The organism is Shewanella sp. MSW, from assembly GCF_007636515.1.
Classification (GTDB): Bacteria; Pseudomonadota; Gammaproteobacteria; order Enterobacterales; family Shewanellaceae; genus Shewanella; species Shewanella indica.
Window position 1 is genome coordinate 1 of record NZ_LVDR01000015.1, and the last position, 14,207, is coordinate 14,207.

At 54.2% G+C, this 14,207-nt stretch carries 13 protein-coding genes; all 13 read right to left on the reverse strand.

All coding sequences use genetic code 11. The features are described from left to right. The coding region (gene tnpA / locus AYI96_RS15255) for an IS200/IS605 family transposase (protein WP_144361917.1) at window positions 1–240 on the reverse strand (240 nt) is incomplete at its 3' end. Between the two features lie 160 nt (window positions 241–400). Then, window positions 401–3,238 (reverse strand): ExeM/NucH family extracellular endonuclease, encoded by a 2,838-nt coding sequence (locus AYI96_RS15260; RefSeq protein ID WP_144361918.1) that lies wholly within the window; start codon window positions 3,236–3,238, stop codon window positions 401–403. A 254-nt stretch (window positions 3,239–3,492) separates the two neighbouring features. Continuing rightward, on the reverse strand, window positions 3,493–4,011 hold the full coding sequence (locus tag AYI96_RS15265) for a GDYXXLXY domain-containing protein (protein WP_222116210.1): 519 nt from the start codon (window positions 4,009–4,011) through the stop codon (window positions 3,493–3,495). Next, window positions 4,011–6,224 (reverse strand): DUF2157 domain-containing protein, encoded by a 2,214-nt coding sequence (locus tag AYI96_RS15270; RefSeq protein ID WP_144361919.1) that lies wholly within the window; start codon window positions 6,222–6,224, stop codon window positions 4,011–4,013. The genes AYI96_RS15265 and AYI96_RS15270 overlap by 1 nt, the downstream gene beginning before the upstream one ends. 232 nt (window positions 6,225–6,456) lie before the next feature. Next, window positions 6,457–7,704 (reverse strand): ABC transporter permease, encoded by a 1,248-nt coding sequence (locus AYI96_RS15275; RefSeq protein ID WP_039032758.1) that lies wholly within the window; start codon window positions 7,702–7,704, stop codon window positions 6,457–6,459. Beyond that, entirely contained in the window at window positions 7,701–8,921 is a 1,221-nt protein-coding gene (locus AYI96_RS15280) for an efflux RND transporter periplasmic adaptor subunit (protein ID WP_039032757.1), read from the reverse strand. Before AYI96_RS15280 ends, AYI96_RS15275 begins: the two co-directional genes overlap by 4 nt. Continuing rightward, window positions 8,918–10,081 carry an efflux RND transporter periplasmic adaptor subunit gene (locus AYI96_RS15285; protein ID WP_039032756.1) on the reverse strand — a complete coding sequence of 388 codons (1,164 nt, stop codon included), beginning with the start codon at window positions 10,079–10,081 and terminating at the stop codon, window positions 8,918–8,920. The genes AYI96_RS15280 and AYI96_RS15285 overlap by 4 nt, the downstream gene beginning before the upstream one ends. Beyond that, the gene (locus tag AYI96_RS15290; protein WP_144361920.1) at window positions 10,068–11,144 is read right to left on the reverse strand and encodes an HlyD family secretion protein; all 1,077 of its coding nucleotides are present in this window, start codon (window positions 11,142–11,144) and stop codon (window positions 10,068–10,070) included. The genes AYI96_RS15285 and AYI96_RS15290 overlap by 14 nt, the downstream gene beginning before the upstream one ends. Then, window positions 11,134–11,814: an ABC transporter ATP-binding protein gene (locus AYI96_RS15295; protein ID WP_025887136.1), complete on the reverse strand. Its 681-nt coding sequence runs from the start codon at window positions 11,812–11,814 to the stop codon at window positions 11,134–11,136. The genes AYI96_RS15290 and AYI96_RS15295 overlap by 11 nt, the downstream gene beginning before the upstream one ends. A gap of 271 nt (window positions 11,815–12,085) precedes the next feature. Beyond that, window positions 12,086–12,493 carry a hypothetical protein gene (locus AYI96_RS15300; RefSeq protein ID WP_144361921.1) on the reverse strand — a complete coding sequence of 136 codons (408 nt, stop codon included), beginning with the start codon at window positions 12,491–12,493 and terminating at the stop codon, window positions 12,086–12,088. Window positions 12,494–12,545: 52 nt separating this feature from the next. Beyond that, the gene (locus AYI96_RS15305) at window positions 12,546–12,950 is read right to left on the reverse strand and encodes a hypothetical protein (protein ID WP_052247891.1); all 405 of its coding nucleotides are present in this window, start codon (window positions 12,948–12,950) and stop codon (window positions 12,546–12,548) included. Between the two features lie 55 nt (window positions 12,951–13,005). After that, complete coding sequence (locus AYI96_RS15310; protein WP_039032754.1) at window positions 13,006–13,461, reverse strand: GNAT family N-acetyltransferase; 456 nt, start codon at window positions 13,459–13,461, stop codon at window positions 13,006–13,008. 44 nt (window positions 13,462–13,505) lie between these two features. After that, complete coding sequence (locus AYI96_RS15315) at window positions 13,506–14,120, reverse strand: GNAT family N-acetyltransferase (RefSeq protein ID WP_071475972.1); 615 nt, start codon at window positions 14,118–14,120, stop codon at window positions 13,506–13,508. Window positions 14,121–14,207 lie beyond the last annotated feature (87 nt).

The following is a 14,207-nucleotide window of genomic DNA, read 5'->3' on the forward strand; positions in this document are numbered from 1 at the left end:
CGCTCCCATCAGTCTTGATATCGATAACTTTGGCGGAACTTTTATAACTAAATGAACATGGTCTACCTGAACATTTAACTCTACTACTTTGCACCCAAGTTGCTCACTGTAAACGTGAATACAGCGGTAAACGTCCTTACCTACTTTGTTTTTGAGAATCCTAAAACGGTACTTTGGAGTCCAAACTATATGATATTGACATCGCCAATACACATGCGATGCTTGCTCGTATCTACTCATGCTTTTTGTCCTTTGACTTCGCTAAAAATCAAAAGAGCAATTAGCATGGGTAGCCTTTACAGGCCAAGCCTAAATTGATGATAACCACCTACTGAAGTAGGTGGTTTAGGGGCTGAAAACAAAAACGCCCGCTGCTGCGGGCGTTTTTCATCTTAAGCGGTTAAAAGCTCAGGCTGGTGCTGGCCTTTTGTTTATCATTGTCGGTCACGGTCAAGGTCACTTCATTGGCACGACCGCCAATACGCATGGCAACCGGGCCGTTGAATCTTCGCCCATCGTTGAAGCGCCACTGCTGCTTTTTGATATAACCGTCAGGATCATAGCTCTCGGAGATAAACACCTGCAGCAACCAAAGATCCAGATGGCGGATAACCGCCACAGGCTCGGTCGGCTCAGGGGCTATCTCAACGGTCACCTCACGGCTGACACTGTGCTGGGCACCTTTGTCGTCAGTCACAGTCAGAGTGATGAGGTAGACGCCGCTTTGCTGGTATTCATGACTCACCTGCTCGCCAAAGGCTTGAGTACCATCCCCCAGATCCCACTCCTGGCTCACCAACTCACCGTCGCTATCACTCGACGTGCTAGAGAGCGCCACAGCAGCACCATTTTGCTGCACTGAAAACTCGGCAACCGGTGCCTGATTGGCCGCGGCAAAGTCCAGCGCGATGATCACAGGGTCGTGATCCGATGAACGGAAGGCATCGTTGCTGTAGAAACTTTGCAGTTGCTCCGGCGTCTTGAACTCAGTGTTATAGTCCAGCACTCTGGGTTCATCGGTATTGATATGCCAATCGGTCACATCACGAACATTGGTCAGCATGGCTTCATTGGCCAGTGCATGATCTAACTGTCCCGACTCACCTGAGAACACATAGGAGTATGCTGAAGGCTTACCAAGCTCGCCAAACAACTCGGCGTAACCGGCATTGGCCAGGGTTGTCAGTGGATCTTCCTTGGCATAGGCATTGAGATCCCCTATCACCAGTACCTTGTCACCCTGATATTCAGTCTGCAGGAACTGGCCTATCGCCATGGCAGCGCGGGTTCGGGTCAAATTACAGTTACCCTGGCCGTCGTTCATGTCGGGATCGCCCAGCGCATTACAATCACTGCCCTTGGACTTGAGGTGGTTGACCGCCACCACAAAGTTATCCTCACTGTCGTTGACGCTAAACTTCTGGGTCAGCATGGGACGGTTCTTGCCATCGTTGAACAGCACCTGACCATTGTCATCCAGCGCCGAATTACTGCTGTCCAGAATCGCCGCTACCCCTTCCGGGGTGACTCTGTCCTGACGATACAGAATACCGACGCTGATCTCATCGTTGCCAATGCGATTAACCTGTGGCGCCAGATAGCGATAGCTGTCAGTGCCAATGGCGTCGTTGAGACCGCGGGCCAGATCGGCAATTGCCGAGTTACGGTCGAAACCATCGTTCTCGATTTCCATCAAACCGAAGACATCGGCGTTAATGGTTTTCATCGCCGCGATTATCTTGGCTCGTTGGCGCTCAAACTCCGCTTGAGTATCGGCGCCACGGGAGGTGGGGAAACCGCCGCCCTGGCCATCGCCGTTAAAATAGTTGAGCACGTTGAAACTGGCAACTGTCAAGGCATCGAGACGATTCAACTCAGGCTCGGACGCTCTGGGATTGGCGGCAACAAAGTTGACGGTATCGACCGGCATCAAACGGTAAATACCAAAACCGTAATGCATCACCGCGGTGAGGTTTGTGACAGTATCACCGACTCTGAGCGGGTTAGCGGCGCTCAGACCCGGGGCCGGATAAATAACAGGATCCGGGTTTTGTGCCGTCAGGCCATCGTCAAGCACTATGGAATCCAGGGCATTGGCTGCCGTAACCGCCAAGGCATCGGCGCCGGGATTGGCTACCTGAGTACCGATAAAGTGACGGCTTGAACCCAACAACACCTCACCATAACGGCCAAGGTTGTAGACTTCGTTTACCGTAAGATGCTGCTCAAAGCTGACCAGCATGCCTTCGAAGGCTTCAAGTGCACTGCTGTCATTGACCGGCAGGCTCACTCTGGCTGCACTCGGCAGAGGTTGTGATGTGGCACACAAGGCCTTGGCACTGACATTGGTCAGTTCGGTCAAGCCTTGATATTCAGTGACCTGAGCCCGCACCCGAATTCGGTCGCCTGCCTGATAACCACTGGCGCTATTGCCTGTGTACAGGAACACCCCTTCCGAGGTTAAAGGATCGGCATCCGCTTCGGCATCGGCCATCTGCAGGAACAATCCCTTGAGACCCGCTTCCTGGTTACTGGTGACTATTGCTTCCACTTCCAGGGTTTCACCAGCCAATGGACTGGCCTCGCCGCTACCCTGCAATGCATGAATGGGTGTAGCCGCATCGCCGCAAACCAGGGCGCCATTACCGGGATCTGTCGGTTCACCCGGCTCGCCGGCATTACCGCCAAAGGCCCCCAGATCGTCGATATTATCGATGGCAAAGCCGTCCCAACCACTGAGGTCGACCGCATCGAAGGGGTCGAGATCCGCACTCAAGTTGTCCAGCTTACGCCTTATGGTATTGTTTTGAGTGGAAACATCACCGCTGCCCCACTCGGAGCCTGGATCCACCCCAACCTGGCCGAGACTGTCGACCACCTCACCATTACGGCTCAGCACCAGGGCATCATCACCGTTGAAGAAACTGGCGCTGCTGGTTTGCTGCGCCAACGCCAGGATTGCAGCGTCGGCATCATTGTCGGCCAATACATGAGTGCCACCGGCGGCCAGCATGCCGCTCAGGGCAATGCTGCTGCCAGCACTGCTACTGCCATTGAAGAAGATATCCAGCTGATACTGGCTGAGATCGACAGCTTGACTGCCGGTGTTAAAGAGCTCGATGGCCTTATTATTGCCTGAACCTTCAACGTATTCGGAAATGATCACTTGCTCACTCGCCTGAGCCTGGGCAGCAATACTGCCCACGGCCAGGGCAAGCAGACTTGCCTTGGTTAACATATTGACCCCTGAAATATATCCTGATTATAGTGATTTTCTTATTTATCAATAAGTAATGTTATTTCCACATCTCCGCATCCGGAGAAGCAGCCACTATAAAGGCCACAGGTTACAATCAAGTTGCAATATGTAAAATATTTATCAAACTTTAGTGCTAGTTAATTAGTCTTATCAATGAGTTAGCTTGGAGGAAAACGTAAAAAAACCTAAGTCACTCTAGTGGTTTAATGAACACGGCCTTACCACTCTTAGGTTCAAAGCGGTTTAAGTTGGCCGTCACGCAGGCCCACTAACATCAGCTCCCCGTCAGTGCCCAATCTCAGCTCGCCATAACGTCCCTGACTGAAATGCTCCGCCTGGCCCTCCTCAAAGAAAAAAGCCTGGCTCGCCAATTGCACATCTCCCTGACGGACTTTAAACGGCAAGCGTCTTTGCTGCTGCAACAAAGGAGCATCCGGGTCACTCTCCAGCGCCACAAAAGCGGCGCGCTGCTGCTCATCGAGACTCACTCTGAGCCAGCCCTGCATATTGTCCTGAAACAGCCCTTTTGCGCGCAGCTCATTGGCCAATTGCCGGGCCAATTTATAGTCGAGTTGCATATAATCCCCCTGCATCAGCGAACGGGGATCCACAGGTGCAAGCTCAAGCAAGATGGGCTCACCGTGCTGCCAGAGTTGCTCTTTCTGCCACACGGAAATGTTGATGACCAGCAAACAAAGCAGCCCCCACACGAGGCACAACCCCATGATTTTGGGCGTCAATTTGGGTTTCATCACTGCTCACCCCCATTCTGCGCCGCCAGCCACTCAGGCCTGTCGCTCAAAGGCTTCAGCGCAAACCAAAGCAGTAGCAGGCTCACGCCAAGCAGCATCAGCAGCAAGGATTTTTCCAACAAGGTTTGCTGCAACGAGTAATAGTAATAACCGCAGTAAACCGGCATCGCCAGTACCCCGAGCCAGAGCAGCAAGCGCTCGGCCAGCACAAAGCCGAAAACCGCCACCAATGCGCCGGCGATAAGCCCGGGGATCCACCAAAACCAAACCAAGGCCGACAGCAGTCCCAGTAGCAACAGCATCTGCGAACGCCCATCCAATTGATGCCGGATTGCGTTCATTCGACTGCCGAAAAGACGCCAAAGTTGCCACAGCAGCAAAGCTTCAAGTAACCATTGCGCGCCCTGCAACATAGCCGGGCTCATACCGGGATCCTTTAACTCCCAGACGCCTTCCAGCCAAACCAATTGCGGCGTTTGACAAAAGAGCAGTGCCAAGGTCATGGCCATGGCAAGGGAGCGCCAGCGAAGCGGCGCCTTGCCCCAGTCGGCCTCATGGCGCCAGAGCAGCACAAAGCCCAGTAGCAGTGCCGGCGTCACCAAGGGTGGTGATAAAAGTGTCTGCAGCAGCGCAGTCAAGGCCAATAATGCCAGCAGCGCGCAACTGGACCGGGTCAAATAAGGTGGCAGCAGATACCAATGAAGCGAGGCCGCCAGGGCCAGCATCAACCACCAGCGCCAGGAAGCCACTTCAAACAGCAGCTCATCAAAGGCGATGCCATAGAGCACCAAGGCGGCCACGGCAAAGCTCAAGGCAAACTGAGAGATAAACAGTCCACTTTGACCTCGGCTCAAACCAAAGGCCACTGCAGATGCCGCCAGCGCCAGGCTCAGCAGCAACCCAGGCTGAATATCGTCCAACAATAACGCCAGGCCGGTGCCGATGAAACCCAGTAAACAGATCCCGGCTAACCAGCCAAACAGGATAAGCATCGCCTTGAGATACCAGGGACTTTGCAACTCTGGAGTCTCTTGTGCCACATCCCCCGAGACAATGCCTGCCTGCTGCAGCCGTTGCCAGAAAAGGCTGCCCGCATTAGGGACGATTTTCTCATCCTCCCTGGGCTCTGTGTTGGCAGTCGCATCTTTGTGTTTTTGGGCCTGTTGCTCCGGTACCGCGGCCAGATAGTCAGCCTGCAAGCGCTTTAGCAGCAAGGCGGCGACTGAGGCACTGAGCAGCACGCAAAGCGTCATCAGGGCAAACAGCAGTACCACGGCATCACCGTCAAACACTTCAGAAAGCAAGCGCAGCAACCAGAGATCAAATAACGCTGCCGTGCTGAAAAGCCCGAGCGCCATGCCGTAGAGTTTACGCCTTGTGTGGTAGCCTCGTATCAGCGCCGCGGCAACCACCCCGTAGAGAACCACAGCAATAAACTGCTCTTTGCTCAAGGAGTCGAACAGTGTCCAACAACTCGCCAGCAACAAAAAGCCCCAACCGAGCAACCCGCTGGTTACCTCGCTGAGGGGGATGCCTTGCTTGTCTGTCAGCGCAAAACGAAGCAGGCATTGATGCAGCAGCCAATTAAGCGCAAACAGTGACCAAGGGATGGCGAGCCTGTCATCCCCCAGCAAGCTAAACAGGTCTGCAAACGGCAATGAGGTTATCTGCAATAACAAGTACAGGGTCAGGTTCAACAGCAAGATAAGCAGCAGATAACCGGCTTCCAGTTTCAAAAATACCACCCAGGGCAGAATAAGCAGTGCCCACACGGCAAACAACTGCCAGTTGTCGGCCCCTTGCTGATAGCTCTGGCCGATAAAGGCCAGCAAGACGCCGACAAACACACAGGCCACAAACAGGAGCCAGGGCAAAGCGGCTTGTGCCTTGTCGGCAAGGGGTGACTTTAACCATCGGCTCAATGCAAAGGCCAGCAACAAACAGCCCAGCAAACCGGTTTCCAATAACGCCAACTTGCCCATGCGCGGCAAAGCGGCCCAGTTGTAGGCAAAAAAGCAGATAAGCGCCGAAGCAAAACAGAGCGCAGCACACCCCAGCAGCAGAGGGTTAAAAAAGCTCAGACTCTGCTTGGCCCCTGGTGATGGCAGCAATCCCAAAGCTTTGCGCCACGCCGTCCCCGAGACAAGATGTTGCGAATGCCATAAATAGAGTCGCTGCTTGGCCTGGGCTCTGTGTTGTTGCAAAGCATCCATGAAATGACCTGCCCACTTTCCTTGAAAGAATTAGGTTCCTATATTTAATCACAAGATCAAACAGATCAGCACAGTTGTAGGCAGAGCCTGTGTGCCGACAGTTTCTATCCAGAGGAACATCGACACAATGACAATAAAGCGCCTGTCTAACCGTTGCCGCTTTTGCAGAACACGCCCTTGCGAGCGCCGTCCATGGCGCCAAAACCTCTGACAGCGAAGAAAGAAACCTCTGTCAGTCCCGTTGCAAGGCAATTATGGGATCCAGTTTGGCCGCCTTCTGCGCCGGATAGAGGCCGAAGCCGACCCCGATACTCATACAAACCCCAAGCGCCAGCAGTATCGCAAAGGGAGACCAAGCCACAGGCCAACCGGCCGCTGTTGAAATAAGCAGCGCCAGTCCCAGCCCCACAACTATGCCAAACAGACCGCCGGTAGCAGAAATAGCGATACTTTCAATCAAAAACTGCCGGGCGATATCCTTACGCCTGGCCCCCAGCGCCCGCAGCAAACCTATCTCGGCGGTACGCTCCAAAATGGTGGCCAGCATAATGTTCATAATGCCAATCCCGCCCACCAGAAGCGAGATCCCGGCGACACAGGCCATGACGATATTGAAGATCTGTTGGGTCTTCTGATGTTGGGCCAAAAGGTCGGCCGGCACCACTATGTCATAGTCCTTCTCACCGCCATGACGGCGCTGCAACAAATGATTCAGGCTCTTGGCCGCCAGCGAAGGCTCAACCTCTTCCCTGAGCGACAGCTTGATCATATCCAGCTCATCTTCAAGCGCCTTGAACTGCATCTTTTTCAGGGCGCTCGACAGTGGAATGAACACCTGATTGCGCTCGCCCCCAAGCTTGACGCCCTGGATTTTAGACTTACCGCGATTGGCATCGGCCAAGATACCCACCACGGTAAACCATTGATGATTAATCTTGATGTGCTTGCCAAGGGCGTTGCCCTTGGGAAACAGGCTGCGAGCCGCCTCTGGTCCCAACACGGCGACCTGGCGGTAGTAGACCTCATCCTGCTCGGTAAAAATCTGCCCTTCATTGAGCTTTAGCGACGTCAGCCCAAAATAGCTGGGAGTCACCCCCATCACACTGGCATCGCTACGCCCTTCGGCGGAAAACAGACTGAAGACTTTTACTTCCTTGGCGGCGCCCCAATCCTGAATAAAAGGCAAGGTGTCTCTGGCACTGTCGATATCACGCAGGCTCAGGCCAACACTATGTTCACGAATCGATTTCAGCGCCTCGCCGTCATTGCTGCGGCTGTTGACCACCAGATTTCGAACCCCCATGGATTCAATCATCTTCAAGGCTTCACGCTCGGCACCTTCACCGACGCTGAGCATGGCTATAACGGCGCCGACACCGAATATCATCCCCAGCAGTGTCAAGGCGGTACGCAGTTTGTGGTGGCGCATCTCATCGAACGCCTGGGTAAATCCTTGCCATAGTCCTATTATCGAACTCATAGCTGACTCCTCTTGGGTGGAGTTGTCAGGGCTATTACATCACCGGGATTGAGCCCAGCGATAATTTCGGTGCGGTTAAGGGATCTGTGCCCCGGAGTCACATCCCGGCGCATAAAGCCGCCGCCCTGCTTAAGATACACCCAGTAGCGGCCGTCTTTTTGAAACAGGGCCTGATTGGGCACAGTCAATACATCATTGAGATCCAGCACCTGCACCTTGGCATTCACTTGCCTTCCCGGCTGCATAATGGCCGGCAGAGTTTGCTCCAGGCTGATGGTGAACTGGAAATAGTTCACCGGGCTATCTCTGTCTTTGGGCTTGGCCAGCGCATCGACCTGGGTCACAGTGCCGCTAAAGGGTCGCTCAGGATAGGCATCCAGAGTCACTGTGGCCTGCTTGCCGATGGCCAGCCCCACAGCTTCTGATTCAAGCACATAGACTCTTGCCTGCATCACGGAAGTATCCGGCAATATGCCTATGGGGAATCCGGACCAGATCATGTCCCCCACCACGGGAAAGGCGCCATCCCAGCCTGCCTGATAGACAAACAGCCCGTCGTGCGGCGCGATAATCTCCATCTGTGTCAGATTGCCCTGATACCTGTCAATCTTGGCCTGATGGCCTTTCTGTTTCAGCTTGATAAGCGCCTGCTCGGCATCGGCCTGCGCCTGGTGCTGAGTGCCGCCCCACTGGAAATAATCCAGCTTGGCATCCAAATATTCCTTGTTGCGCATCTGATCTATGATGTTGATTTTGGTGTAAACCCGCTCATCCGCACTGAAAAAGCGCTCGGCCAACTGCCGCTCATTACCTGTGACCTTGCTTCCCAAAGTCAAACTCTGGCTCAAGGTGAGATCTTTCTCTGTCTGGATCTTGGCATCCTGCGCCAGGCGCTCAAAGTCGAAGGCTTCCATCTGCAAGCGAAACGACTCCCTTGTATCATCGAGCCTGGCCACCACATCACCGGCCTTGACCTGGGTAAAGTTGTTCTGGATCCAGGCCAGGGACTGAGGCCCACGTAACCCCGTGGGCACCACAACGGGAGTGGACTGCGCCGCTTCCAGCTCACCGCTGGCGGGGATATTAACCTGAAACTCGCCACGGCTGACTGTCATGGTGAGCACACCATCATTACTGCTCGGTTGGCAGCCACTCAAGGCCAAGGCTATCAAGGCCTGCATTATCAAGGCAAAGGTGATTAGCAAATGATTCTTCATGGCAGCAATACCTCATCGCCCACTTGCAAGCCGGTGAGTATTTCAACCTGATCGCCCCCCATGGCACCGACCCGCACCGACTGTTTGCGAGCCCCCAAGAGCCCGTCCAGCAGCACATAAGGATGACCGGCCTCGTAATGCACCGCATCCTGAGCCACCAGAGTACGCTGACTGTCATCGGCAATTTCTATGCTGATCTTGGCGGTCATTCCCGGGCGCATCAACTCGGTATCCGGCTCGTCTATACTGGCAACCGCATCGAACACCACCAGAGGAACCTCCTGGCTTTTGTTACGAAAAACTGCACCCAACTCTTTGATTTTTCCTGTAAAGACTTTATCAGGATTGGCATCCAGACGGATCTTGAGTTGCTGGCCCAGTTTGACTCTGCGGGCTTCTACCTCAGGGATCGCCATATTGACCTGCATGCTGTCGAGATCAGGAATGGACAACATCACATCACCGGCAAACACAGATTGGCCCTCTTTGAGCTTGTTGCCCTGAGGATCGTTGCCATAGACCACCATACCGGCACGGGGCGCCACCAAGGTCATCGAGGCGATACCCTTTTTCAGCGCCGCCACTTCGGCGGCGAACTTCTGCCTGTCTCCGTCGAGCATGGCTTCCCGTTGCCTGGCGCTCTGGGCCTCCAGCACCAGTTGCTGCTGCACCAGAGCCACCTTGTCACGGGCGATCACCGCGTCACGCTGGTACTTTTCTTTATCCAGCGCCGCAACAGTGTCATCAGAGAGGGCAAACTTACGCTCGGCCTTGTCCAAACCCATTTTGGCCTCAGCCAGTTGCAACTTGAGCTCCTCCATCTTCTTGGCATTACGCAGCTTGGAGGTCTGCAAGTCCTGCACCGTAGCCTCAAGCTCGGCCGATTTGACCGACAGCCTTTGAGTCAGTTCCGAGGTATCCAACTGAGCCACCATCTCGCCACTTTCCACCTCGCTGCCTTCCGGCGCCAGCTGCTTGACCTGGTATTGCCAGATCCGCCGCATTACAGGCGGCATTAAAGACACGGTATCGGCCGCCACCAGCTCGCCGGTGACTTCTATTTTTTGACTCAAAGGCCCCTGCACTACCTGAGTGCTCACCCCATCACTGCACGCGCTCAACGCAAGCAGTGCCAGCCAGGCCAAACTAAAGCGCTTCATGTTTGCCTCCGGTTTCCACCAGTACACTCATGCCGGGGATCATGGCGATATCATCAGGCGCCTTGAAACGGATCCCCACTTCAAACCAGTTACTGCGGCCCCAGGCCGGTAGATTGATGGCCTGGCGACCGATACTAGCAACTTGTCCGGGAAAGGCGCGCTCAATTTCCGCATCCAGACGCATGATCACGGCTTGCCCGGGTTTCAGGCGATCCACATCCACCTCATTGACCCAGGCGATCACTTCCAGATCTTCCATAGCAGGCACAGTGGCGATTTGTCGCCCCACTTGCACCGTATCTCCCACCTCGAATTTTTTATTGCTCCAAGGCTCCCGTCCAAGCAGCAAAGGGCCGGCGATTTCGGCTTTCAGCTCCAGGCTGTCCAAGTCCTTGAAGGCCTGGGCCAACTCGAGCGCCGCCTTTTCCTTGTCAATCTTCAGCTGTGCCAGGGTCGCCTTCTCGGTATCCAGAGCTTCGGCCAGTGCCTGCTTGGCCTTGGTCACCTCGGCATTTAGCTGCAGCAGCTTGAACTGATTGTCGGCGTACTCCTTGGCAGCGATAAAATCTGCCGGCACGGCCGCCACCAGTTGCGCCTTTTCCTGCTCCAGTAACTGCTTTTTCAGCTCGAACCTGGCTTGCAATACCTTGGATTTGAGCTCTATGGTCTGGCTTTGCTCCTGCGCCGACACCCTGAGCATGCTGGCTTCCAACTGTTCTATCTGGTTGGCCACCTGACTCTTGTCAAACACCACCACCACTTGCCCGGGAGAGACCAAAGAGCCCTCGGGTAACATCCACTGAATTTGATAGCGCCAGGCATCACCGGCCTTGGGGACGCTGAAGGTCTGCGACTTGGCGGAACTGACTTTACCTGTCAGTAGCAGCTGCGCGGCAGGCGGCGACTTGGCATCCGCTCCCTTGTCCGTTAAAGGCTCCAATGGAGAAACTATCGAAAAAGACGAGCCGGCCGCCGCCGGTATCGCGATTTCTGAAACAGCCAAGCTTGAAAAAGTCAGGCCAGAGACCGCCAGGCTCAAAAGTAAAAGAGAATCAGGCCGCATTAGCCCTCCTGTCACTCTGCAGGCAACCATCACGCATACGGATAACCCGCTGGGCGTAAGCGGCCACTTCCTCTTCGTGGGTCACCAGAATAATGGTTTGCCCTGCGGCATGCAGCTCGGTAAACAGCGCCATGATCTCAAGCGAAGTCTTGCTGTCCAGCGCCCCGGTGGGCTCATCGGCCAGTAAAATGGCCGGGCGATTGACCAGGGAGCGAGCTATCGCCACCCGCTGACGCTGACCGCCGGAGAGTTGGTTGGGCCTGTGATCCAGTCGCTCTCCCAGTCCGACACGCCTCAGCAATTCTATGGCGTGGGTTTCATCGCCCTGCCCTTCTGGGCTGTATCGCAGCGGCAGCATCACATTTTGCAGCGCTGTGAGTCTCGGCAAGAGGTGAAAACTTTGGAATACGAAACCTATCTGGCGGTTACGCACCGCAGACAAGGCATCGTCATCCAGTTGTCCCACCTCTTCGCCATTGAGCAGGTAACTGCCACTGCTGGGTTTATCCAGGCAGCCGATGATATTCATCAGCGTCGACTTGCCTGAACCTGAAGGCCCCATAATGGCCACAAATTCATTGGCTTGAATGTCGAAACTGACTTCATCGAGCGCTCGCACACAGGCGTCGCCCATCTGATAGGTTTTGCAAAGTTGTTGAAGCTTTATCATTGCTCTTGTGGGTATTGCGACAGGCGCTCAACCACTCCTTGTTATTGTCTGCAGCTTTGAACCTTGGATAAAGGTGCAAGTTCCCTATTTAATGCCAAATTCCAGCGCCGGGCCGCAAGCTAATTGTAAGCTGACATTTCAGCGCCCGAGAACCAATGCTGTGATGCCCTCAAACAGCTTGAGGCCGATGCAACGCTTCTTGGTGTAATTCGGGCCGGGCTCATGAATTCTTGCCTAGGAATCGGGCTTAGGGCCTGACTTACGGCTTGACTTACGGCATAGCCCCCATCCAGGCAAACAGGGCCGCGAGGCCGTAAAGCAGCGGCGGCAAGAGGCTCTGGCCACTTTTTTGCCCGCCAAGCAGTCTGGCATAGAGATGCCAGACCATCAACAGCAGTAGGTTGAGAACAATAAAGAGTATTAAACCAAATACATAAGTTTCCGGCATCAACTCAAATGCGCAGGCTATCAAGGCCAGACTGGCAGTAAGCAGGAAAGGTGTGAAACTGAGATCCGCAAAGCATCCTTGCTGTTCACGCCCGCTGGCGCGGCTATGGTTTTCCAGTGACCACAGGCCGCCTTGCCGGCGTTCGCGGGCAGAGGAGCGGATCCTGGGCCAGAACTCAATCGCGAGCGCGAGCAAGATGATAAAAGCGGCCAGTAACAGACTCAAAAGCATATTGCCTCCCTTCCTTGGACAAAGAGACAGGCGGCGGCCGCATTTTATTGCATCACATGTTAGCCATTATCCAGTAGTCGAGGCGCTTTTGCGGCTCGGCCAAGATGGTTTTACAGCTGTCTTTGTATTGGCTCATCAAACCGCCCAAACTCTTGCTGTTGCCCATGGTTTCCAGCATTTCGGCACGGGCTGCTGCCACGCCTTTCTCGGCATCTTGCGCCGAACTGTACTGGGCAGCTAAAGCTTCGGCATCCTTGGCGGATTGCTTGAGTCTATCTCCAACGGCGGCCATCTGAGGTGCATTCATTGCCCCTATGGCTTCAGAACTTATCTGATAATAGGCGGCGCATTGTTGCAACTCGGCGCTAAAGGCCTCCTCGGCGGGGCCGGCGAGCACATTGGCACTGGAAAACAAGCCGATGGTGGCAAAGACAGACAAAGCAGTTTTTTGGGACATCTTGGTGATCCTCTTGATATCGATGAAGGCAAGCTACTTTAGTGCCTAATGAATTTCAAGGTTTTAGAGTCAGACTGTAATGGAAAAATTCATTGTCCCGGACAAAACCAATGGACTCATAGAGCGCCTGCGCCCTGACGTTATTACGCAGGGTTTCGAGGATCAACTCATCAATGCCCTGCGCTTTGGCATAATTCAGCGCGGCATCGAGCAGCGCACGACCTATGCCGACACACCTGGCATGTTGAGTAACATAAATATCATTGAGGATCAGCAGCGGCGCCGCCCGCAGCGAAGAAAAGCCGGGATAGAGCTGCACAAACCCCAAAGCCTGGTTTTGCTCATCCGGCAGATAAAAGATCACGGATTCATCCCGCTTAAGCCTTTGGCTGATAAAGCTTAACGCCAGTTCGGGCTCGCTGGGATAACCATAAAACTGACGATACTCATCAAACAGCGGTGAGATAATCTCGGCATCCTGTGACTGTGCCCGAATAACTTGCTTTAGCATGAATGGTTTCCCTTCGATTCAATATTGTCCTAAGTGGCGCTTACTCACTGTGCGAGTTCGGCACGGTACTGATCACTGTAAAATGCCAGCCTGTCCTTGAGGCCTTGCTTCACCTCTGGCCATTCGCTGTCAATGATGGAATAAACCACTGTATCCCTGACGCTGCCGTCCTTGAGCAGTCTGTGATTGCGTAAGATACCATCTTGCTTGGCCCCCAGGCGGGTGATGGCCTCCCGCGAAGCCTGGTTGTGAAAATGGGTTCTGAACTCCACCGCCATCACATCCAGAGTCTCAAAGGCGTACTCCAGCAACAACAGTTTGGTTTCGGTATTGATGGCGCTGCGCTGCACACTTTTGGCATACCAGGTATACCCAATCTCCAGCCGCCGGTTGGCTTGATCCCAGTTGCAAATGCGGGTACATCCAACGATTGCACCGCTGCCTCGGCTACGTACTGCAAAGGCCAAGGCTTCACCGCGCTGCTCACTGTCCAAAGCCTGCTGGATATAGTCCTTCATCTCATCCGGATGCGGCACGTTGGTGTACCACAAGCGCCACAACTCACCATCGGCAACCGCCAACGACAGCGCCGGCAGATGATCCTGACTCAAAGGTTCGAGGATCACATGTTCTCCGGTCAAGCATGCTTCCAGTCCCATGATTTGCCTCCCTAATAATGCAAGATAATGATTTAACGCTTGTTTAAATACCAGACTAACATGAATAAATCATTAAACCAGATTAAA